The sequence below is a fragment of the Paenibacillus xylanilyticus genome (genome assembly GCF_047246825.1).
GTDB classification, from domain to species: domain Bacteria; phylum Bacillota; class Bacilli; order Paenibacillales; family Paenibacillaceae; genus Paenibacillus; species Paenibacillus xylanilyticus_B.
The window spans coordinates 1073492-1098237 of sequence record NZ_JBFOLB010000001.1 but is presented as its reverse complement, the minus strand read 5'-3'; the positions used below and the strand labels follow the sequence as shown (position 1 = coordinate 1098237).

Annotated in this window: 19 protein-coding genes; 12 read left to right on the top strand and 7 right to left on the bottom strand. The window is 44.5% G+C overall.

All coding sequences use genetic code 11. From position 1 onward, the window contains the following. Positions 1–26: 26 nt before the first annotated feature. Positions 27–545, bottom strand: a complete 519-nt coding sequence (locus AB3N00_RS04620) for a DUF3231 family protein (RefSeq protein WP_413033526.1) — start codon at positions 543–545, stop codon at positions 27–29. A 162-nt stretch (positions 546–707) separates the two neighbouring features. Here AB3N00_RS04620 and AB3N00_RS04615 point away from each other — a divergent pair, with 162 nt between their 5' ends. Beyond that, on the top strand, positions 708–1562 hold the full coding sequence (locus tag AB3N00_RS04615; RefSeq protein ID WP_413033525.1) for a manganese catalase family protein: 855 nt from the start codon (positions 708–710) through the stop codon (positions 1560–1562). Between the two features lie 147 nt (positions 1563–1709). Here the strand turns inward: AB3N00_RS04615 and AB3N00_RS04610 are convergent, their stop codons facing one another. Continuing rightward, positions 1710–2057: an AMP-dependent synthetase and ligase gene (locus AB3N00_RS04610; RefSeq protein WP_413033524.1), complete on the bottom strand. Its 348-nt coding sequence runs from the start codon at positions 2055–2057 to the stop codon at positions 1710–1712. 251 nt (positions 2058–2308) lie between these two features. Here AB3N00_RS04610 and AB3N00_RS04605 point away from each other — a divergent pair, with 251 nt between their 5' ends. From AB3N00_RS04605 to AB3N00_RS04585, 5 genes are all read left to right on the top strand, one after another. Continuing rightward, positions 2309–3715 carry a PQQ-binding-like beta-propeller repeat protein gene (locus AB3N00_RS04605; RefSeq protein WP_413033523.1) on the top strand — a complete coding sequence of 469 codons (1407 nt, stop codon included), beginning with the start codon at positions 2309–2311 and terminating at the stop codon, positions 3713–3715. A gap of 158 nt (positions 3716–3873) precedes the next feature. After that, complete coding sequence (locus AB3N00_RS04600; protein ID WP_413035186.1) at positions 3874–4257, top strand: GntR family transcriptional regulator; 384 nt, start codon at positions 3874–3876, stop codon at positions 4255–4257. Further along, positions 4254–5120, top strand: coding sequence for an ABC transporter ATP-binding protein (locus AB3N00_RS04595; RefSeq protein ID WP_413033522.1), 867 nt, complete (start codon positions 4254–4256; stop codon positions 5118–5120). Before AB3N00_RS04600 ends, AB3N00_RS04595 begins: the two co-directional genes overlap by 4 nt. Next, entirely contained in the window at positions 5113–5739 is a 627-nt protein-coding gene (locus AB3N00_RS04590) for an ABC-2 transporter permease (RefSeq protein WP_413033521.1), read from the top strand. The genes AB3N00_RS04595 and AB3N00_RS04590 overlap by 8 nt, the downstream gene beginning before the upstream one ends. A gap of 91 nt (positions 5740–5830) precedes the next feature. Further along, a complete protein-coding gene (locus AB3N00_RS04585) occupies positions 5831–6175 on the top strand; it encodes a DUF2642 domain-containing protein (RefSeq protein ID WP_413033520.1) in 345 nt (114 codons plus the stop codon). 195 nt (positions 6176–6370) lie between these two features. Here AB3N00_RS04585 and AB3N00_RS04580 read toward each other — a convergent pair whose 3' ends face one another. Next, a complete protein-coding gene (locus tag AB3N00_RS04580) occupies positions 6371–8137 on the bottom strand; it encodes a methyl-accepting chemotaxis protein (protein ID WP_413033519.1) in 1767 nt (588 codons plus the stop codon). Between the two features lie 231 nt (positions 8138–8368). Between AB3N00_RS04580 and AB3N00_RS04575 the strand changes: the two genes are divergently transcribed. Continuing rightward, positions 8369–8803: a DUF3888 domain-containing protein gene (locus tag AB3N00_RS04575; protein ID WP_413033518.1), complete on the top strand. Its 435-nt coding sequence runs from the start codon at positions 8369–8371 to the stop codon at positions 8801–8803. Positions 8804–8916: 113 nt separating this feature from the next. Here AB3N00_RS04575 and AB3N00_RS04570 read toward each other — a convergent pair whose 3' ends face one another. Together AB3N00_RS04570 and AB3N00_RS04565 are read right to left on the bottom strand one after the other, a co-directional pair. After that, positions 8917–9552, bottom strand: a complete 636-nt coding sequence (locus AB3N00_RS04570; RefSeq protein ID WP_413033517.1) for a TetR/AcrR family transcriptional regulator — start codon at positions 9550–9552, stop codon at positions 8917–8919. Further along, the gene (locus AB3N00_RS04565) at positions 9545–10747 is read right to left on the bottom strand and encodes an MFS transporter (RefSeq protein WP_413033516.1); all 1203 of its coding nucleotides are present in this window, start codon (positions 10745–10747) and stop codon (positions 9545–9547) included. Before AB3N00_RS04565 ends, AB3N00_RS04570 begins: the two co-directional genes overlap by 8 nt. A 274-nt stretch (positions 10748–11021) precedes the next feature. On the opposite strand from AB3N00_RS04565, the gene AB3N00_RS04560 reads away from it, so the two are divergent. The 3 genes from AB3N00_RS04560 (at position 11022) to AB3N00_RS04550 (ending at position 19202) form a co-directional block, all read left to right on the top strand. Beyond that, the gene (locus AB3N00_RS04560; RefSeq protein ID WP_413033515.1) at positions 11022–15059 is read left to right on the top strand and encodes an S-layer homology domain-containing protein; all 4038 of its coding nucleotides are present in this window, start codon (positions 11022–11024) and stop codon (positions 15057–15059) included. Positions 15060–15339: 280 nt separating this feature from the next. Next, positions 15340–18174 (top strand): glycoside hydrolase family 2 TIM barrel-domain containing protein, encoded by a 2835-nt coding sequence (locus tag AB3N00_RS04555; protein WP_413033514.1) that lies wholly within the window; start codon positions 15340–15342, stop codon positions 18172–18174. Between the two features lie 164 nt (positions 18175–18338). After that, on the top strand, positions 18339–19202 hold the full coding sequence (locus AB3N00_RS04550) for a manganese catalase family protein (RefSeq protein ID WP_413033513.1): 864 nt from the start codon (positions 18339–18341) through the stop codon (positions 19200–19202). Positions 19203–19296: 94 nt separating this feature from the next. Here the strand turns inward: AB3N00_RS04550 and AB3N00_RS04545 are convergent, their stop codons facing one another. Continuing rightward, a complete protein-coding gene (locus AB3N00_RS04545) occupies positions 19297–19794 on the bottom strand; it encodes a spore coat protein (RefSeq protein WP_413033512.1) in 498 nt (165 codons plus the stop codon). A gap of 171 nt (positions 19795–19965) precedes the next feature. On the opposite strand from AB3N00_RS04545, the gene AB3N00_RS04540 reads away from it, so the two are divergent. Further along, a complete protein-coding gene (locus AB3N00_RS04540; RefSeq protein WP_413033511.1) occupies positions 19966–20592 on the top strand; it encodes a spore coat protein in 627 nt (208 codons plus the stop codon). 473 nt (positions 20593–21065) lie between these two features. Next, complete coding sequence (locus tag AB3N00_RS04535) at positions 21066–22787, top strand: ABC transporter ATP-binding protein (RefSeq protein WP_413033510.1); 1722 nt, start codon at positions 21066–21068, stop codon at positions 22785–22787. Between the two features lie 127 nt (positions 22788–22914). Here AB3N00_RS04535 and AB3N00_RS04530 read toward each other — a convergent pair whose 3' ends face one another. Then, on the bottom strand, positions 22915–24687 hold the full coding sequence (locus AB3N00_RS04530) for an ABC transporter substrate-binding protein (RefSeq protein WP_413033509.1): 1773 nt from the start codon (positions 24685–24687) through the stop codon (positions 22915–22917). Positions 24688–24746 lie beyond the last annotated feature (59 nt).

Genomic DNA, 24746 nt, shown 5'->3' with positions numbered 1-24746 from the left:
CTAACGTCAGCAAAACACAAAGTTACTTAGGCTTTGTCAGAATCCGGTCTTTTGATTTGAAGAGGTGGGGGGATGAGCCATCCTTTTTCTTTGTTCATTTGCAAAATTCTAACACCCAGTGCCGTCTTGGTGACGTGATATTTGGCGAATAATGCACCGATATCTTCCCGGATGGATTGTCCCATGGCTTGGCTTGCTGCAACCAGACCCAATGCTGTATCAGCTGCTGCTTTAGCCGCAATCTCAGGATCGGTGAATCTCGCACCAGCCGGGATATCTTCCAATTTTACAGGAGGTCTTTCCGGCAAGGTTGGTGCGGGAGCAATTCCGTTTTCGGTTAAGAGGGTATCGCATTCTTTAATTTCCAGTTTGGCTTGATCCAACAGGTCATCCAGTACTTTCTTCAGATCTTTGTCACCTGCATGATTCAAGTAGGCTTGATAACAGGAAACGGCTCCTTTGGCTACCATGGAGCATTGCCATACACTGAAGATTTCACCGTAATGCATCGGTTCATTTTTGGGATTGCCACTTAAAATACCCATGTTATTCCCCTCCAAATATAATGTCGTTTTACCGAATTATGTTTTACCAAATGTAATAATTATATTCTTGTCGATAGCCAAACATTGGTTAGTAAAGCTTTTACATAAATTCAGGAAAGAGGCAGAAACTAGGGTTGTAATTTACTTGAATGGAGGACAACCATGTTTTTTTATCGCGAGGACCTGATTAACATGATCGTCCCGGATAAGCCTGACCCGGCTGCAGCAAAAGTGTTGCAGGAAACGCTAGGGGGCCAATTCGGCGAAATGCGGACCATGATGCAGTTTTTTTTCCAGAGCAGTAACTTTCGCGGAAAAGCGACACAGTATAGGGATCTGATTCGAGGCGTATTTCTTGAGGAATTAAGTCATGTTGAATTGGTACAACAAACAATTAATCAATTGTTGACCGGAGCAGGTGCTGAAGGAGCAGGGGATGCTGGCATTGACGGCGCACCACTGGACGAAGCTATTAAACACGCCAATCCGCATCATTACATTATGGGCGCTCAAAGCTCACTGCCTGTAGATGCTGCCGGTAATCCGTGGCTTGGCAATTATGTATATGATCATGGCAACCTAGTGAGCAACTTGCTCGATAATATTGTATTGGAGTCAACGGGTGTATTACAGAAGTCCCGAATTTATGAAATGAGTACGAATAAAGCGTTTCGCGAAACCTTAGGTTTCCTGATCGTTCGTGACAATGCCCATCAAAATGCATTTGCGAAAGCACTGGAGACACTTGGGGTTAATTGGGGGAAGATATTCCCTATCCCGAATTACGATATCAACAAATATCCTGAATGTCGGAAATATGTAGACATGGGTTTTCATAATGCTCAATTTAACTTTCGTTTGGATAATACAAGAATCGCTGAAATATTTAGCGGACAAACACCAAGTCGCAATGGCGGCGAGCTCCAAGTTACGGAACCTCCACAAGGGCATCCACTTCCGTACATGCCTGAACTTCCGAATGAACACAGCCCAGGGTTAAATGATCTAAACACATAAATCCATCTTCTGAAAGAGTGGATATGGAGTAACAAGAGAAACCGGCATTCCGGTTTCTTTTTTTATATCATGATACGTCGTTTGATGGTGGAAATACAAAAGGAGCCCTGCTGCGAGGGCTCCTTTTGTATTTCCTTACTTTTGCATTTATTGACGATGCTGGCTGGAAAAGTTTCCGAAAGTTTGTCCAGGAGAGTTAATGGGATTGCTATATGGCTGGTCTAAGTAGGATACATGTTGATTAGTCGTATTTGCTAGTTGTTGTGCAAGGTTCGCAATTTGCTGCAGTTGCTGGATCGCTGTTTGGTGTCCTTGAAGAGCTGTCTGAATCATATGGGCTGCTTGCTGCTCGCGCTGTGCAAGTTGTTCAAGCTGTTGAGCATTGCTTTGCTCTTGTCTCAAAAGCTGTTGATATTGCATGGATGCTTGTTGAGTTTGATGAGTGAGCTGTTGAGCGAGCTGGGTGATTTGCTGGGTCTGAGAAAATTGATTCAAGTGAATGGCCTCCTAAATGTCTTTTGCATTACTTGATGTAGTATGCAGAGAGGTCAATGGAAATATTCAAACCGTTACGAAGATGCAATATGTTATCGATCTGTAACGTTTAATGACCATAAGAACAATGAATCTGTTAATTGCTCCCAAATTCATCCTCTAGTATACTAAACTCGTTCCAAATGTTTACATCCTATTAAACAGAGAGTAGGGGTGAACTAAGATACTTCACCAAAAGGGAGGAATATTATATGATCCACTTGCAGTCCAAGCCACGATCTCGAAAACCAAAGAATCATTTTATTCGCCGCACGCTTACGGGCATAACAGCCGCATTACTAACCGTGTGTTCGGGGTATAATGCTTTTCCTTCACAGGTTCTCGCGGAAAAAGCAGATGTATCCATCCGCAACTGGTACTCTTATCCGAGTTTCACCGTACCTGAATTAAAGCCTACCTGGACAGTGAAGGTAGACAACTATTTAAATATGAATGAGACCTCTTTAGGACATCAGGCAGTAGCCGAGGAGGGCAAGGTATTTGCTTTTTCAAAAAGCAAGCTAATCGCATTGGATGCTGCAACAGGCAAGCAGCTATGGACATTCGGTAATCATCTAACTCCGAGCATTGTCTATGATGACGGTATTTTGTATGGACTGTCTTCAAATCATAAGCCATATGCAGTGAATGCCAAGACAGGAAAGGCCGTATGGCAATCGGGGACATCCACATGGATTGATACACGTGAACGTACAGAGGCGTTGGTGCCTGCTGCAGACACACTTTACGTGATCAAGGGAAGTACTACGTTTGCCTTTGAACGCAAGACCGGGAAGCTGCGGTGGAAGGCTGACGAAGCAAAGGCCGAAGGGAATGGTACCGCTTACCTTCAGGAATCGGATGGAGTTGTGCTGCGAACTTTTTTTGTGCAGGGGGCACTAACTTCTATTCAACTGAACGCGTATGACAAGGAAACAGGAAAAAAGCTCTGGAGCGACTTTGGTCAGGGAGAGGCAATTCAAATTAAAGGCGGTCTCGTCTACTCAGTTGATTATTACTCTCCGCTGCTTACCGACTACGAATCCGTTCCGGATCGGAAACTGCAGATAAATGCGTATAACCTCAAGACGGGTGCGACAAAAGGAACTCTTGAATTCAATTGGAAAATGCCGGGTGACCCACCATATGATCGGGGTCAAGGAAGCGTATTAGCAAGTGGAGGCAAGCTGTACGTTGAACAAGGCGATCAGATATCGGAATACAATCTGGACACTTACAAAACGGGTGATGCTCCTTCGCGGACGTTTCAGCGTCCTTACGGGGTAGATGGAGAGTTGATGGGCATTGTACAGGAACGACTTATCTACAGAAGCAGCGTAACGGAAGGTGAATTGACAGGCATTAAACTGGTCAACGGTAGTGGGGTCCAATGGAACGGTGATGCCCCTGTGTCCCAGGTTAGCATGTACGGTAAAGGGGTCTATCGTGCGCAGCGTAACGGAACACTGCTCGGTATTCATATGCTGACGTCCAAGCCGGTTTTTAGCGTGAAAACCGGGGCGGATCTGCACGAAGCAACGTTGAAGACAAACGGAATGATCATCATACAAGCCGAAGACAAACTGATCGGGGTCAAGCTGCCAGCATCTCTGAAATAATCGTGAATTAGAGTCGAAGGACGGAGTTTTTCCGTTCTTTTTTTGTTGTGCAGATGTTTCGAATAAATGGGCAAATTTGGATTGACGAAATGAGTATATAGTGTATATATTATATATACACACTATATACTCAATAAACACCAATGAGGTGAAGGGCCATTAAAATTCTCATATCCAACGCTTCGAGCGATCCAATCTATATGCAGATTATGAATCAGATACGTCAGAGCATTTTGAGTGGGGAATTGGTTGCGGGCGATAGTCTTCCCTCAATCCGGCAGCTCGCCAAGGATTTGCAAGTTAGCGTGATAACAACCAAACGCGTCTATGAAGAGCTCGAGAAAGAGAAACTGATTGATTCCGTTGTAGGAAAAGGGTGTTTTGTTTCAGGTGCCAATCAGGATTTTATTCGGGAACAGCGCATGAAACGACTGGAAGAGAAAATGCTGGACATCATTCGTGAGAGCAAGGAACTAAGCATGACGGAGCAAGAGGTAATCAATCATTTCACATTGTTGTATGAGGAGGAAAATACACCATGAATGCGATTGAACTGCGAAATCTAACCAAAACGTATCCCTTATTTAAGGTGGATAATGTATCTCTGAATGTCAAACAAGGGTACATTACGGGTCTTATCGGACCAAATGGAGCTGGAAAGAGCACACTAATTAAAATGATCATTGGTCTAATCCGTCCTGATTCCGGGAGCATAAAGACATTGGGTAATGAGATGCCCTCACAGGAAATTAACATTAAGCAGCGCATTGGTATCGTGTCAGATGAATGCTTTTACTATGAACATCTTACGATTCGGGAAATGAAAAGAATGATTGCACCATTCTATAAGAGATGGGATGAAAAGAAATTTAACAGCTATCTTGAGCAATTTGATTTGTCTCCAAAAAAGAAGATTGAAGATCTGTCCAAAGGGATGAAAATCAAATTTTCTCTTGCTATCGCACTGTCTCACAACGCTGAGCTCCTCATTATGGATGAGCCGACATCCGGTCTTGACCCTGTGTTTAGAAGAGAACTTCTTGATCTGCTCTCCGATCTGATACAGGACGAGACAAAATCCATTATTTTCTCTACCCATATCACGACGGATCTGGAGCGTATCGCAGACTATATTGCGTTCATCAATCAGGGCAAGCTCGTATTTAATGAAACCAAGGATGACGTGCTTGAGAGATATACGATTGTCAAAGGTGACATGGAACTTCTTGATTCGGATACCCGAGACCAGTTTATCGGAATTCGTGAGACGGCTGTCGGCTTTGAAGGATTGGCACGTAATAAGGAGGAAGCAGAACGGTTATTTGGCAGCTTTGCCCTTTTGCAAAGGCCGTCCTTAGAAGATCTGATCTATTTTACAGCCAAGGGAGGACGCAAACATGCTTAATTTGCTGCGCAAAGATTTCATAGCAATCAGGAGTTCACTGTGGACGATTCTTCTATATCTTGTCGTTTTCAGTTTCGCATTTATACCCAAAAGTGAAATGTCGATGTATTTTGTCGGGATCTATACCGCATTCGGTTCGATTATTCTTGCGACCATGATTGATATCAAAAATCATAACCATAATTTTCTGGTCACCCTCCCGGTTAGCCGCAAAAACATCGTACAAGCCAAGTACTTGTCGTCCATTCTGTTTACGTTATTTGGAGTTTTCGCTTCATTCGGGATTCATTGGCTGGTTGACTTAAATTTCCCTGAGCTGAATAAACCGAATTATTCGGTTTTGGACATTATGGTTTCAGTGGGAATGGTGCTCGTCCTGGTCTCTATCTATATGCCACTTTTTTATGCACTCAGTAAAAAGGGAGCCGGGATTATCAATGGGGTATTTATGGTCTCGCTCATTGTTCTTGCACAACCCTTTGCTCTATTCATGAGTATGGTAAACAAGGAAGGTATGATTAATGGGCAGGTTATCACTGCAATTTCAATCGGAGTTATACTGATGTTCTGTGCCTCCTATTTATTAACGATTCGGTTATTCTCCAGAAAAGACTTATAGGATGCGGTAGAGGAAGTTTTATTGAAAGTCATAAGTCAAGCAATTATTCCATATGGATTAGAGGTGATGAAAACAGCGAGGAGCGATTGGGATGACGAACAATAACCATTTTGACCCTGCGACTCATGCGGTACAAAAGCCTGTGGATCAACCTGGCTATGTCAATCAGAAATATGCGATGCATACTCCCATATGTGCCATAACAGGAATTCCCCAGCCTGGTGAATATGTAACATCTCTTGAGCCGGTATTTGTTCAGCATTTGAGCAGACATCAGGGACAGACGTTCACGATCATGACAACCGTAGGTGAAATTACCGGTGTACTGGCCGGTGTTGCGATCGATCACATACAAATCAATGCAGAACATCGCTCGCTGCATATTCGTATTGCACAAATCGTTTATTTTGAGGGACCATCTACTTCATACCGATAAATTATGGTGTACGACGCATGTTCATTGTGTTCTGTAGAGAGAGAAGAGAAACCATAACCCTTAAGAGTCGCCAAATGGCGGCTTTTTTGTCGTATCACATTAAAATTCGTCTACAGCCCGAGGCATGTTCAGTCCAGGGATCCTAAACACAAGAAAGACCCCGGCATCTGATTAAATTGATGACGGGGGTCTTTCTCATGATTGATCTGATTTGTGAGTTTCAATCTGAAATTGATCGGAATATGATTTGAGATCACCTGCAAGTCCAGCGAGCTGCCCGGAGATATTCGATAGCTCTTCGGCAGATCGCTGCTGTTCCACAGCACTGGCCGTTACTTCTTCAGCCATTGCTGAAGTTTCCTCGGTTGCCGAAGCGATGTAGCTCAAATGTTGTTCCACTTCCTGACGAATGGAGTGCATGTCCGTTGTTCGGCTTTGCAACTTCTGAGCCAGTTCATGTACTTCAGCCGATAAACGGCTAACCTGTTTGAATGCCTGAAGGCAATCAGCAATCTGATTCTCCTGTTCCTTAACCGCCACCATATTCGCATCAAAATGACTGCCCATACGGTGAATCTCTTGTACAAAGGAACCCAGGATCGCATCAATCTCCTGAATGGATTGTTCGGATTGCTGGGCAAGCTGTCCCATTTCACCAGCAACGACCGCAAAGCCTTTACCCGCTTCGCCAGCTCTGGCTGCCTCAATTGAAGCATTCAGCGATAGGATTTGAGTTTGTTTCAAAATGTTGTGAATCTGTCCGCTGATGGATGAAGCGAGCTCCGATTGAGTCGTCAGCGACCTGGAAATTTCCTGCTGATGCTCAACCCGTTTGGCATTTTCCCGGCCTTTCTCAAGCAGAACCTCATGTTCACGAGTAACTTGTACTTGCACAGCGGATAGCTGCTCTGAAGTATTGGTAAACTGGTGAACATATGAACCAACTTCATCCATGATTTTACCGAGATTCTCTGAATGTTGGACGGAGTGTTCAGTCTCTTCGGCCTGTTTCATGGAACCTATGGCAATTTCCTCAATAGCTCTGGAAAGCTCCTCCGTTTGACGTTGATTCGTCTGAGCTGTTGCAGCAATGTTTTTCGAGGACTGCTGCAGCGTATTGGAACCTTGCTGTATGCCTAGAAGAATATTCGTTAATTGGGCAACCATGACATTAATCAATTCACTGATTTCGCCGAGCTGATCGTTCGTAATATGTGTGGATACAACGTTAAGATTTCCTTCAGCAACCTGTTCGAGGCTCGTCTTAATATCGCGTACCTGTCTGAGAATGCCTCTTACCACGAATAGCATCATAATCAGAGATAAAATCAGTACAACCACAAAAATCGGGATAACGGTCCGAAATGCATTATTCACTGATGTCGCGGATACTTGATTCACTGCTTCAGCGGAAATATCAATGCCCAGATAGCCAATAACAGCACCTTGCGAATCCTTGATCGGTGAAAAGGAGGACATTAGCTGTCCCCAGGTTGGATCATCCACAATGCCTGTAGTAACAACTTCACCGCTTAACAAGCGTTCCTGTATCTGGGGGTTAAATTCCATTTCAGTCCCGTAAGGACTATACTCCGGATCGTCCCAATCTGCTCCATCTACGGTATAGAACCATCCGTCAGACGTTTTGTTATACATATAAACATAGAGGGCTCCTGATTGAAGTCTAACTTTGACGAGCTCGTCCCTCAGACTTTTGTATTCGTTGCTCTCCTCCGAAGCAGTGGAGGATAACGACTTGATTAATTCCGATTCCTGGCCTAGCAGTGACGCAGTGTTTACTGCCAACTGCTGATTGTTATGCTGCATCGTCATTAATGACGCATTCTCACTAGAATCAATAGTGGTCCACATAATTAGTCCGCCCATGGCCAGCAGCGGAACCAGAATGATTAGATACAGTTTAAACCTTAGATCAACCATTTTTTTACGAGTATGTTTCACGTTCTGTTCCCCCTTGGATGTGGTAAATCAACAATGCTATCCGTATAACCCCATATTATTTATCGTAAAATGAGAGGGTTAAATGAAGACCAATCCTAGATTTGTATTTACATATGGGTATGTGAAGAGCGAAAGTAGTAATCAATGATTTTAGATTATGTTTAAGGAATCAGGGGATTATATCCATTAAGATGAGGGACATTACTGCAACGGAGGGAGAGGAGTCACTACATGAGGTTTATAATGATTTTAATGATATCAACTCTTTTTGCTTCTGGAATCTTGCCTTCTAAACACCCATCCTCTGATAATCTGCAAACCGATTCAAGAGAGCTGCAATTGCAAGATATGATCGTATTATCATTGTACTCGCACATGAAAAAAGAACTTGAAAAAGCATATGCAGATGTGTTAACAACATCTCCTAATTTGTATCCATATGATGTTGATATCCTGGATATCGAAAGGGTGGACGGATTTCGCGGATTTACTTTTCAGATTACTCTTGAAGCCGCTCCTACTGTCGGTCCACACATTGTCGTCGGTAAAGATGTATTCACGTATCAGATTTCTCCTCCATTCAATGTAAAGCTGACTCTTTACCAGCATCGAGACGGCCCCAATAAAAACGCAATTCCCTGGAACTATTCGAACCTTTTGAAGTGAAATAGAATCTACGCCAAACAGATCAAATCCGGTTGGACTTGGTCTGTTTTGATTTGTTCCATTTAGCAAACGCAAGTTTTTTTGCTTACAAGGAGTAATTCCATACCCGTTCTTTAGATGCTCAAATGGTGTATTAGCATCTCCACAAATCGTTTGGCGAATCTCAGATCACTCTGGGCGGTTTCCTGATCAGCTTCTGAAACAAGGCTCATTTTCTGCAGCAAACTCATCATCGATACAAAGATAAAATGGGCTGTATTCAAAGGATCCGGATCGGGCTTTAACGTTCCATCCATGTACCCAATCTGCAGCGCATCCAATAGGAAATGCTGTTCTTTTTCACGGTTAATAAATAGATTGTATTGTTCTTTCAACTCTTTACTTGAATCATAAGCTTCATAATGCAGGTCGAATAGTAAAACGAATTTGATGTAACCCAGATGTTCGGAAGCGTAGCTTACCCATGCCTCAAGCATGGAAGCAAGCATCTCTTTTCCGCTCATTTCGGCATCAGCAGCATTTTTCACATATCCGGTCATACTCTTCAGAATCTCAACCTGGACCTCCAGAATCAGCTCGTTCATGGATTGAAAATGTTTGTAGAAGGTAACCCGGCTTATGCCAGCCTCGCTGCATACATCTTTGATATTCACATTCAGAAAGCTTTGCTTCATAAAAAGTACTTTGGCTGCAGCAATTAAAGCTTCCCGGTTTTTGCTTTTGAAATTTTGGTGCCAGTTTTCAGTCATAGGAGACAACCTGTTCTTTCACATTTTTTGTTTTTGGCAGAGTCAGGAAAAAGGCCGATCCAAGGATAAGTGCACCAACAATATAAGGAATAGAAATGTGTTTGTCAAACAGCAACCCGGCAAAAAGTGGACCGATAATGTTACCTATGCTGGAATAGGTCGTATTCAATCCTGCAGCATATCCTTGCCGATCCCCGGCAGCGTTGGCAATCAACGTACTTACTGTAGGTCTTAAAAAGGCATTAAAGGCAAAAAACAGCACTGATACGATTAACAAATATATTAAATTGATCTTGATGATCATTAACAACAATGCGACAGCAGTCATGATTAGAGATATCCGAATAAGTTTCATTTCACCGAGTCTCTTAATGAGAATATCGAGCAGCCAAATCTGCACAATGATACCGATCACTGCACCTACCGTGATGATGAGAGAGATTTTGGTGGCATCAAACCCGTATTTTTGTTCCACAAAGAGTGCATATACGGTTTCATAATTCATCAGGCCAAATGTCATGATCAGGATGAGGAGCAAGTAGCGAAAATAGGGTGTGCGAAATGAATTCATGATTTGGTTGCGGATCGGCTCGCGACGAACCAAGGTGCTTGCTGGTTTCCGTTTCTCTTTTGGAAGGGTCTCTGGCATGTACAGACTAAGCAAAGTAGCTACAAGACCGAGTCCTCCGGCAAAAAAGTAAGGTGCTCTTATGCCAAGTTCTGCAATTAATCCGCCGAGTCCCGGACCGAGTACCATTCCGAGGTTCATGGATGCACCCAGGTAGCCCATCCCTTTGGCGCGGGTCTCAGGTGTAGTGATGTCTGCCACATAGGCCATGTTAGCGGGGACCATCAAACCGATTCCGATACCACCAATAAACCGTGCAATATACAGAAGGGGTAGGGTTGTAGATAAGGCAAACAGCAAATCAGCAATAACCGTTAGAAAAAGGCCTGAAATGATCATTGATTTTCGTCCCCATCGGTCCGAAAGCTGCCCACCTATAGGTGAAAAAATAAATTGTGCGGTTCCGAAAGCGGCAATAAGGTAACCGGCTGCTGCTCCTGCAGCATTAAATTCTTTCAAATATTCAGGCAAAATGGGAATAACCATGCCTTGACCCAATAAAGCAATGAATAAGTTCAGCATTAAAATAAACAGTGGAAATCTAGCTGACTTCGGTAAGCCGCTCATAACAGAGGACACTCCTTTGGTTTACATCGTGTAAACAGTTACTTTGTGTAAATCATATTAAATCAAAAATTATCGATTGTAAATGAACAGTTTTCCATAAATCCAATGGAGAGAGGATTAATGAGCAAAATAGGATATGACTTTATTTACATGTAATTTACATAAACATGCAAGAATCAACATGTACCACTCGTATGATATATCTGGCTAATCTAGTAATCGTTAAATGAAAGCATACTAGATTCACATTATTGCCAAACGAGAGGAGAACATGATGATTAACCCATTGTACAAAAAGATTGTAGCCATTCTGCTATCAACTGCACTGGTGATAGGATGGTTCGGAGGTTTAGGAACAGGGCCGATCGTTAAGGCAGAAGCGGCAGCTGATCCTCAACCGGACATTTTGTTAAGTAAAAATTCGAACTGGAAGTACTTTGATCAAGGACAGGATTTGATGTCCGTGTGGCAGACTGTCTATGAAGATGCAACCTGGCCGGAAGGCAATGCACCTTTTGGCTACAAAGACAACGGAAACGGCATTTCAACGACATATTTTGGTCCACTGCAAACTGAAGTGGACTATGGTGGCGACAAAAGTTTGAAACACCGCACTACATACTTCCGGACAACGCTGACAGTCAGCCAGGAGCAAATTCAAAATTATGGTCAAATTCTGGGTACCTTCGGCATTGATGATGGCGCTGTACTTTATGTGAATGGAGAAGAAGTGCGCAGGTTCGGAATGCCGGAAGGAGAAATTAACTATTCTACGAAAGCAGCATCTTCTAAGGATCTGCCTGTCATGTATGAAGATGTGGATCTTACCGAACCGCTCCAAACACTCCTGCATGAAGGAGATAATATTGTTGCAGTCGAGGTGCATCAGCAAAGCGATGGAAGCTCGGATCTGTACTTCGATATGGAGCTCAGAGCGTTAGCTGACGCACCAGCTATCGATATTAGCAAAGTAACAGCTACGTTCTATGGTGACGCCAAATCGGGCAAAGGGTTTACCTGGTATACACCGCTTGCTTCGACCAACAGTCATGTCCAAGTGGTCAAGAAACAGGATGGAGCTCCCGATTTCAGCATGGCGCAATCCTTTAGCGGTGAAGCGATCATCTCCAGAAACTCTCCGGGTGAAATGGTTCATAAAGCAGAAGCTACAGGCCTTGAAGCGGATACTTCATACTATTATCGTGTGGGTGACGAGACACTTGGGCTCTGGAGTGAAACAGGTGAGTTCCAGACAGCTCCAGTTGATGGAGCATTCACTTTTGTTGACTTAACGGATACTCAGGCGAAGGATGAAGAAGAGGCCATTTTATCAGCGGCTACGCTGTCGAAGGCACTCGCTACCGTTCCGAATGCAGAGTTTGTCGTTCATAACGGAGATGTCGTCGAAAATGGAACTTCCGAGCAGGAATGGAATTGGCTCCTTGGTCACTCACAAAACGACTTGATGAGAACCACGATTGTACCTTCTGCCGGTAATCATGAGAACAAAAACTACGCTTTCTATGACCACTTTAACGTAAAGCAACCAGAGAATGCGGAAACTGTCACCGGGGCGTATTACTCATATGACTACAGCAATGCACATTTTATCGTTCTGAACTCGAATGAAAACTCGGCGGAGTATGCCAATTTCTCAAGCGATCAAGTGGAATGGATGAAGCAGGATGTGGAGCAGGCCAAATCCGCTGGAGCTGAGTGGATCATCGTCAATATTCACAAAGGACCGTATACAACGTCCAATCACGCTACCGACAAGGACATTATTGGCGAGAACGGTGTTAGACAACAAATTGCTCCGCTCATGAACGAGCTTGGCATTGATCTCGTGCTTCAAGGACATGATCACATCTATGCTCGTACGAAACCAATTAAGCAGGATGGACAAGCGGAAGAAGCTGCCCAAATTACAGAATCCTTTAACGGAGAAAGCATTGAATACAACGTTAACCCGGACGGAACCATTTACATGATTCCAGGTACGGCTGGTGCCAAGGTATATTTCAAAAATACGAAACCAGAACTGGGTGAAGCTTACTTTAGTCTGTTTGACAGAGCAGAAGAGAATCATGCACGTGTGTATGGAGACACAACGAGTGCAGCAAGAGGACAGGTACAGAACTTCACCTCACTGACTGTGGATGGCGGCAAACTTACAGCGATCGTTTATGAAATCGATCAGAACAAAAATAATGCAGCACCTTTTATCGTCGATAAATTTGGAATTACTAAAGACACATCAGCCAACGATGAGCAAGTGGGTAAGGTTACCGTTACGTTTAATGGAGATCCAACAACCAGCAAAGGTTTTGCGTGGTACACATCTGAGCAAGTGACAGGAAGTGACCTTCAGGTCGTTGAAAAAACAGTGGACACCGTTGACTTCACCAATGCAATTTCTTTTGAAGGGCGTTCCAGCCTGTCTGTGAATTCGCCTACTGAACGTGTACACAAAGCTGAAGGAGCGGATCTGAAGCCAGATACGCTCTACTACTTCAGAGTAGGTGACGCTTCCAGCAATACTTGGAGCAAGACGGGTACGTTCCGTACAGCGCCGAAGTCAGGAGCCTTTACGTTCATTGACCTGGCAGACACGCAGGCGAAGGACGAGGATGAAGCCATCCTTTCCTCCGAAACACTGGACAAGGCACTGGCCACGATTCCTAACGCACACTTCGTGGTGCACAATGGAGATATTGTCGATAAGGGTGTAAAAGAGGAGCAATGGAACTGGTTGCTGGGCCATTCTCAATCAGGACTATTGAATACAACAATCGTTCCTTCAGCGGGTAATCATGAGGACGAGAACTACGCATTTATTGACCATTTCAACCTGGATGTACCCGTGAACTCGGCAACAGAGACAGGCGCTTACTACTCGTACGATTATAGCAATGCACACTTCGTGGTGTTGAATTCGAATGAGGATTCTGAAGAGTTTAATAATTTCTCGGCAGAACAGGTACAGTGGCTGCAGGAAGACGTGAAGCAGGCTCGCAAAAACGGCGCAGACTGGATCATCGTCAATATTCATAAAGGTCCTTATACGACCTCCAATCATGCGACAGACTCGGATATCATCGGACCGAACGGGGTTCGTAACAAAATCGCTCCTCTTATGGCAGAATTGGATATCGATTTTGTGTTACAGGGGCATGATCATATCTACGCCCGGACCAAACCGATTGACGCGACCGGGAAAGCGAAGGAAGCCGTGAAAATTACGGAAACATTAAACGGTGATAAGATTGAATACACGGTGAACCCGGATGGTACCATCTACCTTATCCCGGCAACAGCCGGACCGAAGGTGTACTATAAAAATCAGGATCCTGTTCTTGGAGATGCGTATTACAGCTTGTTCGAACGGGCAGAAGAAAACCACGCTGAGAAATATGGACCGGATCCGAACGACAATCGTCGCCCAAAACGCGGTCAGGTTCAGAACTTTGTGGGCATCACAATCGATGGGGACAAACTTACAGCGGTTACTTATGAAATTGACCAGAATGTGAATGATGCAAAACCGTTTATTATTGATCAATTCGGCATGATCAAGAAGTCCAGTTCGGAAACGCCGAATCCAGGACCGGGTACATCGAACCCTGGATCCGGAGGCGGTTCAGGAAGCAGTACCCCGCCATCCGGAACGGGATCTGAGCCGACACAGCCTGAAACAGAGCAGGATGGCAATTCGGATAGCAGCAGCCCTGGACAATCCGGAAGCGGTACGACTGACGGCAACAACAACGGAAATGTACCGCAGCTGAAAGACACGGAAGGTCACTGGGCGAAGTCGCTCATCGATCAAGCCCTGGCTGCAGGCTTTGTGCAAGGGTATGGCGATGAAACCTTCCGTCCGAATCAAAAAGTAACCCGCGCGGAGTTCATTACCATGCTGGGCAGAGCCATGAAAATGAACACGACCAACATGGTAGCGACCTATACCGATGCGAAGCAAATTCCAGTCTGGTCTGCTCCGTACATTGTTGAAGCGGCTTCAGCAGGCATAATCAGTGGATACGCTGACGGCTCATTCAAGCCGAATAAACCACTGAACCGTGCTGAAATGGTGACCATGATTGCTCGTGCAAGCAGCACATCTGAAGGTTCATCGGCTATGCTTTCTTTTAAAGACCGTGATCAGATTCCTGCATGGGCAGCGCCTTACGTGGCTTCCATGGTTGAAGCCGGAATCATTGACGGTGTGGGCGGTAATCGTTTTGCACCATTGCAAACGGCGACGCGGGCAGAATCCGTTAAATTAATCTTGAGTCTTCTGGAACAAAACTAATTTAACGTTGTTAGTCTACCTGACCCTGCAAGGATTACTTGGGGGTCAGGTTTTTTTATAAACAGAACTAACCATATTTTAGCATTTTGCATAAATCCAATAAGCGACTTACAATCTTCAATATATAGATCGAAATGGTCCTATTCGTCTATATATTATACCCCGGAGCGAGTGGGATCGAATGATGCAAAATGATGATTTAAATTTAACAGATAGGTACTCCATTCTCTGATACAATAAAAGACAAGTGCGATTAACCCATAATGTAGGAGTTGAAATCATGTTGCCAATCATAAACTTGCAAGGGATCTGGAAGCTGCAGCTTGACGAAAACAAGCTGGGAGTAAAGCTCCCGTATAACGACACGATTACCATGCCAAATACCACGTCCCATGCCAGAAAGGGAAAGAGAAATGATCTGGCTGAGATTGGAGCGCTCACAGACGAATACACTTTCGAGGGCTGGCTCTGGCTGGAGAGGGAATTTGTCGTTTCGGAGGAGTTGGAAGGAAAACACTGCTGTCTGCATCTGGAACGTACACGAGTTACGACGGTCTGGATCGATGACATTCCACTTGGAACACGAAACAGTCTCAACACGCCGCATGAATACGTTCTGAAGAAAGGTCTGTCTGCTGGAACACACACGATTAAAATTAAGGTAGACAACACAAACTACCCAACCAAAGGCGGACATCTGACCTCCAAAGATACCCAAACGAATTGGAACGGTATCACTGGAAGAATAGAATTGAGATTCAGTCATGCAGCACGGATGGAGGAAGTTCAGATCTATCCAGATGCGATGAATAAATCGATAACGCTTTCGGTGAATCTGAGCGGGGAGACTCAAGGAACAGCTATTGCAGTTTCCGCGCAGAGTTTCGCAATATATGAGCAGACTTCTGAGTCTGCGGCAGACAAACACCAAGTCGCTGAGCGTATTTACCCATGTGACAACAACGAAAACCGTCTCTCTTATGAATTTGGTGATGAAGCGCTCTTATGGAGTGACGATGCACCTCATTTATATAAGCTTACCATAACGTTGCGTCACGAGAATGGGGAGATTCTCGACATGCGGGAGATGGTCATCGGGCTGAGGGATTTCAAGGCCAAGGGAGACACGTTCACAGTGAACGAACGGCCAACCTTTTTGCGCGGCAAGCATGACGGACTGATTTTCCCGTTAACAGGCTATGCACCAACGGATGTTAACGAATGGGTACGAATCATGAGCATCTCGAAATCCTACGGCATTAATCATTACCGTTTCCATACCTGCTGTCCACCTGAAGCAGCATTTGTTGCGGCTGACCTGCTGGGAATCTACATGGAACCCGAGCTTCCATTCTGGGGAACCATTACAGATGAGACAGACCCCAACCATAATCAGGCAGAGCAAGATTATTTGATTGAGGAGGGACTTGCGATTCTTCGCACCTTCGGGAATCATCCTTCATTTGTCATGATGTCACTGGGTAATGAGTTATGGGGGAGCAAGGAAAGGCTGAATGCGATTTTGAAAAAGTACAAGCAATATGATTCGCGGCATCTATATACTCAAGGCTCCAATAATTTTCAGTTTACCCCGGTAATATTGGAAGAGGAAGATTTCTTTAGTGGTGTACGCTTTTCTCGTGACCGGCTGATCAGGGGTTCCTATGCAATGTGTGATGCACCACTCGGACATGTTCAGACAGATCTGCCCAGCACCATGAAAGATTATGACGATCATATCCTGCCTCCCGAACATAGTAATCTTCAGGATTCCGTTGCAGAGGAGCAGGAGATTCAGATCCAATATGGGACCGTTTCCAAAACTGTGAAAGCGGCCGCAACAGACAAGGAGCTCAATCCGCATCTTCCTGTGGTTTCTCATGAGATAGGGCAGTATGCCATGTATCCGAATTTTGCGGAAATTGAAAAGTATACAGGCTCGATTAAGGCACACAACTTTGAGATTTTCCGAGAGCGTTTGCAGGAAAAGGGAATGGGCCATCTAGCGGACTCGTTTTTCCATGCTTCCGGACAACTGGCCGTAGCTTGTTATAAGGAAGAGCTGGAAGCAGCTTTCCGATCCGAGCGGCTTGCAGGCTTCCAACTGCTGGATTTGCAGGATTTTAGCGGACAAGGAACGGCCTTGGTCGGCATACTGGATGCATTTATGGACTCGAAAGGGCTAATCAGCGCAGAAGAATGGCGAACGTTTTGCTCGGATGCTGTACTTTTGGCTCGATTCGAGAAATACAACTATGCGGCGGGTGAAGCATTTAGTGCATCGGTGGAACTGCGCTATTACCGTCAGGTTCCTTTGAAAGGGAAAACCCTGAAATGGCACTTGACTCATGAAAGCCGAGTTATATCAGAAGGTGAACACCTCATTAAAGAAGATCACATGAAACCTTATCAGATGCTCAGCAGCATTACAGCAACTCTGCCAAATGTAGTAGAAATGACTCAAGTGACATTAAAGCTGTCCATTTCTGAAACGGATATTTATAAAACCTATGAGCTTTGGATCTATCCTAACCAGAATAATATTGAGTTTGCCGACGCGCCTGTATACAGGGAACTAAATGATGAAGCCCTTCAGAAGTTGGAAAAGGGAGAATCCATTCTTTTGCTGCCTGCACTCAATAAGGTCGCCAACTCCATTGAAGGCTTGTACAGTACGGATTTCTGGTGTTATCCCATGTTCCGGTCCATTTCCGAAAGTATGAATAAACCTGTTCCGGTAGGGACGCTGGGCTTGCTTATTGAGAACGAGCATGAAGCGCTGCAGCATTTTCCGAGCGAGAAACACTCTACCTATCCGTGGTGGAATATAGTTACCCATTCACGTTCCGTCATTTTGGATAACTTTCCCGCAGATGTGCAGCCTATCGTACAGACTATTGACAACTTTGAGCGTAACCACAAGCTGGGTCTGTTATTTGAAGTCAAAGTGGGCAAGGGAAAAGTGTTGGTAGGGGCACTGGATTATGATCAACTTCTCAGTCAAATCGAGGGTCGGCAGTTTATTTACAGTCTATTGCAATACATCGACAGTGATCATTTCCAACCGAGCTGTGAGATTGACTCAAATGAATTGAATCGTTTGCTGTTTAACTGAAAGTACGAAGACAGACCGCCCGTATGAGGTGGTCTTTTTCTTATATTCAAATAGCATTCTTATAAAAAGTCCTCTTAAAACGGCATGAGGTATTTTTGTCCTGACAAGCAAGTTTTTCGAATATTCGACATAGAATTTGCTATTCGAATGAATGAGGTGATGGTTTGTTTTTTAATATCAAAGAACTGCAGTATCATGCCAAACCGGATTGCCCGGATCCTGTATTTGCGAGAAAGCTTCAGGAAGTGCTTGGCGGACAATTTGGTGAAATTACGGTAGCGATGCAGTATCTATTTCAGGGTTGGAACGTTCGCGGGGATGGTAAGTACAAAGATTTGCTTATGGATACGGGTACAGAAGAACTCGCACATGTCGAGATGCTTGCAACCATGATTGCGCGTTTGTTGGATAATGCCCCTTTGGCCACATTAGAAGAAGCCGCCAAAGATCCCGTTATTAATGCAATTCTTGGTGGAAGTAACCCTCAGCATGCCATTGTTACGGGTTTGGGAGCAGCTCCCTCGGATAGTAACGGCTATCCATGGAATGCAAAGTATACGATTGCCAGCGGCAATCTGCTCGCTGATTTCAGGCATAACCTGGCTGCTGAGTCACAGGGAAGGCTGCAGGTTGCCAGACTTTATGGAATGACAAATGATCGTGGGGTCAAAGATATGCTATCATGGCTGCTCGCACGGGACACCATGCATCAAAATCAATGGATCGCTGCCATTAAGGAATTGGAAGAAAAAGAAGGCATTGTTGTTCCAACCACCTTCCCGAGAGAATTGGAAAAACAAGAAGTATCCTATGTGTTATTTAATTTTTCCCGAGGAGACGAGAGTGCAACCGGTCGCTGGGCACATGGACCAAGTATGGATGGGCACGGTGTATTTCAATATGTACAGCATCCTCAGCCACTTGCGGCTGCCCCTAAATTGCCACCAGCACCTCCATACATCTACGATACTCCGCCTTACGCCCTTAGGAACGATAATGCGGCAGCGAGCCTGTCTCCTATGGTGTAGATCCTTATTTACTTACATGTTTAGTAATCATAGCATACAGCTAGAAGCAGGCATTCGACTTCCACGAAAGCCTGCTTGTTTTAACATTTTAAACTTATAAAGAAATTGCTTTGTTTGCCATGTCAACATCGTTAGCCAGGAGCTTAGGCAGGTCATAAGAAGGATACAGCCCCTGCTCCAGCATAAAATAAAACACTTTACCATGTAACTGAATGGCACCGTTTAGTTGTTTTTGTAACGTTTCACGCAGCTGAGGGGTAGCCGTTTCAGTGATCGCTATTGCATAGTTGCGTACTGAGGTTTTGGCAAATCCCAACAACTGTCCGGCGTAGAATGCAGTCATATCCTTTTCATTGCCACTGTTTCTGTTTCCTACAGGCGCGAGGGGATAGTAGTGAAGAAGCTCTTTTAAGTTCTGTTCAATAGTCCGGATGGCTTCCTGATACAAGGAATGAAGAGCAGGGTTCTTTACATCATTTAGGACCATCTTAAAATGAGTTAACTGGTTACTCTGAAAAGCTGTTAGTTCATGGAGCTCCAAAGTTTCATGCCAAGCCAGGTGTTGTTGTCGATTTGCTTCATAAGTATACAAGTGAATCCCTCCTAAATGGTATGCATCAGCCTATGCAAGGTATCAACAAAGGTCACTGTTTTGAAAAAATATACACGGAATTTAAAAAAGTATCTGAATAGCTTGGGGTAATAAAAATAATAATAAACCTCGGACTGCGCAAAGACACACACACTTTAGGAGGTTAACTACATGCAAATGCAAAATCACCAAAACGTCGAAACAGGTACGGTTCCACCACAACTCAATCATGGTGGACATGAAATGTTTGATGTAAACGAGGTGCTGTCGGGGGCAATCAATACATTGAACACCTATACCATGCTAAGCCAACATGTGAAGGATCCGGAGCTTCGTGATATTTTGATGCGTCAGAAGCAATTTATGTCCGAAGAATACAACATTACGTTGGAATGCTTTAAAACAGGACAGGACCCATCCAAACCAACGCAAAGCTACAAAATGAAACAGGACAATGACTTCACATATGGCTTAAAACCAAGCCAACCGAAAAAGCCGATGCTTTCCGCTACCGAAATCTGTGACCAAAGCATCTCGCTTAGCATGTTGAATGCCGTAAAATCGGGTGCTGTTATGAAAACAACAGCTGCGATGGAATCAACCAATCCGGTTGTGCGTCGGGTACTGGCAGATTCATTGCCGAACTGTATTGAGATGGCATATGAGATCTCCATTTATCAAAATAAAAATGGTTTCTATCAAGTGCCTCAACTTGCCCAACAAGACATGCAGCAAATGCTGAATGGTTTTGCCCCATCCATGATTGAATCGCAAACAGGTGGTAACCTGCCACACTAATCTTTAAAAGGTAATGACCAGAACCCCCATAGCAGGCACCTAACCAGGTCCGCTATGGGGGTTGTTGTGTATCGTTATACATATATTATAAGTATTGATTCAGAGCAATCTGGATGAGAAAAGACAGCTTTCAATAATAATCTGGAAATAATTAGGTTGATTTTAGCGGTATCAGAGGGCTATACTGAAACATATCTTTGGAATTGAGGTGAAATGAATGTCTTACCGCATCGTTCGAAGTATCTAGTTTTCGGGCCGGATCAAAACGCGTACCGGCTATCAAGGGGGTTCTGTGCCCGTTTGATCGCATGAAACTGGAAACATTGAACGGTGCCCAGGCAGTCATTTTGTGTACAAGCCAGGACACTACCGATCGTGGAACAGGTCAGTTCTCATCATGAGGGCTTTGACATGTCCATGACTGGAACCGTCTGGCTTTTTCTCATTTTAGAAGATAGAAGAGCTTGAGAGCTGTGTTAAAACAATGTCTGATTCAATTAAAATGGTGGATTCTCTTATATATTGCGGTGGGATGCAGCATTCAGCTGTTCAGCAGCCTGGGGATCGTGTTTTTCCAGAAGGTGTTGGATACGGCAGTGCAGGCGAACCGGATGGACGAGATCATCCATTTCATCATCATATACGGGTTGCTGCTTGTGGGGACGGTCATTTTGAATTATGTGGACGAATATCCGAGCGTATATCTGTCCAAGAGCATCAGCGAGCAACTAAAACTGATGGCCCTGGCCAAAATTTCAAAAATCGATTATCAGGCATATCAGAACATCGGAACCGGGCAGATGATCAAAGTGATTGAGAACGGCGCTGAAGCCGGGAACGAAATCATATATGGATTTATCCTCAAAACGTTGCATGAACTGCTGCCAACCATCTTGTTCAGCTTGCTGTTTATCAGCTTCTATGACCCGCGGATCATGCTGATTATTGCGATAGGTTATGTTGTCATCTTGGTGGTAACCAACCTGCTTTTGAAATTTCTATACCGGATGAAATCCATCATTTTGAATGAACAGGAGTCCATGTCCCGGTATTCCATACGCGGTTTCATGGAACTGGTCGTGTTTCGAACGAATAAAAGATATGAAAAGGAGATGGCCAAGCTCAGCGCTTCTGCCCGTCAGATTATTAACAAAAGCGCGCAGCTTCGCATGATCCATGAAGCCTTTTTCGCCATATTTGAGGTGTTTATTACAATCATTAAGCTCGTAATCCTGTTCTTCGGCGTTCAAAGCGTCATTGCAGGTGATTCATCCATTGGCGTTATCGTGGCATTGTTCCTTTTTATCGAGAAGATCTACTCACCTATTGCCATATTCAACGTATTGTTCGTGGATTACCGGCTGAATCAAGTGACATACAAACGGTTTGAAGCATTTATTCACGCTCCGGAAGACCGCAACCTGGATTCAGGTCGTGAACTTGCTGACCTCAAGGGTGAAATTGAATTTAGAAACGTCTCGTTCAGTTATGCTCAGCATTCGATCCTGAAGAACATATCTCTGACCATTCCCCAAGGGACGTCTGTTGCACTGGTGGGCATGAGTGGAGGAGGGAAATCAACGTTGATCAAGTTGTTGACCGGATTGGTGAAAAAGGACAGCGGAAAGCTGCTTTTGGACGGCGTGGACATCGATGAGCTGAAGCTGAATACCTACTATGAACATATTTCCTATTTATCACAGGAGACCCCAATCTTCGATACAACCATTCGGTGCAATATTTGTTTTGATCAACCCGTCTCCGATGAAGCCATCTATGAATTATTGGAGAAGGTGTACCTGAAAGATACGATCCTGAAGTTACCGGAGGGATTGGATACTCTTGTTGGTGAGAGAGGGGTAAAGTTGTCTGGAGGAGAACGTCAGCGGCTTGCATTTGCCCGAATCCTGTTCCAGCGCAGAAACGTGTTAATTCTGGACGAACCTGTGTCAGCACTGGATAATATTACGGAGAAAAGCGTCATGGAGACGATCCTTCAAGAATTCAGCGATAAAACAATCATCATTGTAGCTCATCGGTTGAACTTTCTTCAGCAGGTTGATCAGATCGTCGTCATGGACAACGGAAGAGTTGCTGGTCACGGGTCTTTCGATGAACTGATTCGGAATTGCAAACCATTCATGGAACTATGGCAGAAAAAAAGGTTGGAGCACGATATGGCTCATGATGAATGATGATGGATAGATAACATAAGTTAAGCATGTGAAACGTCGGTTGGAGTTACTTTAAATTAAAAATTAGATAGCGATAAAAAAGGACTTCCGTTTTGGGCGGAAGTCTTTTTTATGTTTCGATATTCATTTACTGTTTGATCCATATCTTCGAAATGTCCATAAAACCGAAATCGGATGTTTGTAGACCGAAAAGGCTTTGATTCAGCTGCGCTCTTTTATTTAGATGGGCACCATGCAAAATCCAGTAATTTGTACGCAGCTCTTCCTCGGCTTCATAGAGCAGAGCTACCCGATCCTGATCATTGAGCTGAAGGAAATGCTCTAATTTCTGATCCAGTACAGATTGCTGTTCAATTGACATGCACGTGTTGAACTGATTGGACAGTGTTTTGAAATAATGAATCATACCGTATTGCCAATCTTGCTCCAGTATCTCTTCAGCCAGGATGAGATCCGCAAATGTCGTCTCTTCAGGTTGGAGGTTATCGGACGAAGCAACTATTTCAATATGCAGTCCAATGGCTGCTCCTCGCTGCTGCAGCCAATCCGCAACGTTCCGGTCCTTGTTCGCTGTACAAGACAGAAGGATAGTCTCGCCCTGATAACCACTGCTGTTCAGCAGCTCATGAGCATGATCGAGTGCAGCTTCAGTCCAATGTTGCCCGGCACTTATCCAAGGAAGAAAGCTGCTCGCTGGTGTAATCAGACTACCTCCCAGCTCTGTTACAAGAGCTGCAGAATCATAAACGATACGCATCGCATGGCGAAAATGTGGGTGATGATGAATGCCTGACTTTTGAAAGTTAAACAGCAAATACTGACAGCCAAGTGCAGGATAGTCAATATCTTTAGTTTTTTCATAGTCCGAAGACATTTTCAAACGGTCGGTTCCTTGAAGCTCATAGTACCGATCCTGGGTCCCCAAATCGGGCAGAAACCAAATATACACCTGATCCAGATGTGGGCGAATACCATAATAGTTATCGAATGCACGCAGTACCAGTACATCTTCACTCTGTTCACTGACCTGAAAGGGCCCGGTACCAATCAGTTGTTTGGAATGATCAATATCGAAGGGGAGAATCGTCATGGGAATACTGCTGAACAAGTGCAGCAAAAAGCGATTGGGACGACTTAGGCAAAACCGAATGCAGTAATCCCCGGCGAGTTCGACATGCTCGATGTCCCGATATAGCCAAATGGAGGGGCTTTTCACATCATGCAGCCGCTGCCAAGTGGCTTGGACATCCTGTGAAGTCATGGTGCGACCATGATGAAATCGCACACCTTTGCGTAGATAAAAGATCCACACCTTGTGGTCCTCGCTGCATTCCCACATATGTGCCAGACTTGGCTGGAATGTTTCGTTTATGGCATCAAATGTAATTAATGTACTGCCAATCTGACCCAGCAGATAGGTTTCAAACGCAGTATACACCGAAGCAGGGTCCAGGTTGCCCATGCGGCGCGATCGCATCATGCGAAGCACATCCTGACCGGAGTTCGTTTCCGTATGACTGTGAAATCCCATTTGTTTATTTAACAAACTCAACAGCCGCTGTCGAATAGCCTCATTATTGTCGAGAGTATTCAGAGTGCCGATAAATTCGACAGCTTCCTTCATTTTACCTCTCTCCATGAGGCTTAGAAACCGTTCCTCCAATACTTCATCAACACTGCGCAGTAATGTCAGCTTGGAATGATGCCCTCTGCCGATGCCTGGTTGCCAGCGAATAAAACCTTTAGCTTCCAGCTTTCGTAGAATGAACTTCACATTCCGGGGAGTGCAGAATAGCTCAGCCGACAGGCTTTCTATCGTAACCGGAGTGGGTTCATTCAGTTTATCGGACAGCTCCTCTGAAGTAGCAAGCCGAATATAGTGGGATGTCGATGTATCCATATGTATTGCTCCTTTATAAAGGGTGAAACACAACGTAAATTGATTACACTTTTATTTCC

Excerpts from the sequence above, each read along its gene's own strand:
- AB3N00_RS04555 (WP_413033514.1), top strand. The coding sequence starts at position 15,340 with ATGTTGCCAATCATAAACTTGCAAGGGATCTGGAAGCTGCAGCTTGAC.
- AB3N00_RS04565 (WP_413033516.1), bottom strand. The coding sequence starts at position 10,747 with ATGAGCGGCTTACCGAAGTCAGCTAGATTTCCACTGTTTATTTTAATG.
- AB3N00_RS04595 (WP_413033522.1), top strand. The coding sequence starts at position 4,254 with ATGAATGCGATTGAACTGCGAAATCTAACCAAAACGTATCCCTTATTT.
- AB3N00_RS04605 (WP_413033523.1), top strand. The coding sequence starts at position 2,309 with ATGATCCACTTGCAGTCCAAGCCACGATCTCGAAAACCAAAGAATCAT.
- AB3N00_RS04590 (WP_413033521.1), top strand. The coding sequence starts at position 5,113 with ATGCTTAATTTGCTGCGCAAAGATTTCATAGCAATCAGGAGTTCACTG.
- AB3N00_RS04530 (WP_413033509.1), bottom strand. The coding sequence starts at position 24,687 with ATGGATACATCGACATCCCACTATATTCGGCTTGCTACTTCAGAGGAG.
- AB3N00_RS04620 (WP_413033526.1), bottom strand. The coding sequence starts at position 545 with ATGGGTATTTTAAGTGGCAATCCCAAAAATGAACCGATGCATTACGGT.
- AB3N00_RS04570 (WP_413033517.1), bottom strand. The coding sequence starts at position 9,552 with ATGACTGAAAACTGGCACCAAAATTTCAAAAGCAAAAACCGGGAAGCT.
- AB3N00_RS04615 (WP_413033525.1), top strand. The coding sequence starts at position 708 with ATGTTTTTTTATCGCGAGGACCTGATTAACATGATCGTCCCGGATAAG.
- AB3N00_RS04575 (WP_413033518.1), top strand. The coding sequence starts at position 8,369 with ATGAGGTTTATAATGATTTTAATGATATCAACTCTTTTTGCTTCTGGA.
- AB3N00_RS04585 (WP_413033520.1), top strand. The coding sequence starts at position 5,831 with ATGACGAACAATAACCATTTTGACCCTGCGACTCATGCGGTACAAAAG.
- AB3N00_RS04560 (WP_413033515.1), top strand. The coding sequence starts at position 11,022 with ATGATTAACCCATTGTACAAAAAGATTGTAGCCATTCTGCTATCAACT.
- AB3N00_RS04540 (WP_413033511.1), top strand. The coding sequence starts at position 19,966 with ATGCAAATGCAAAATCACCAAAACGTCGAAACAGGTACGGTTCCACCA.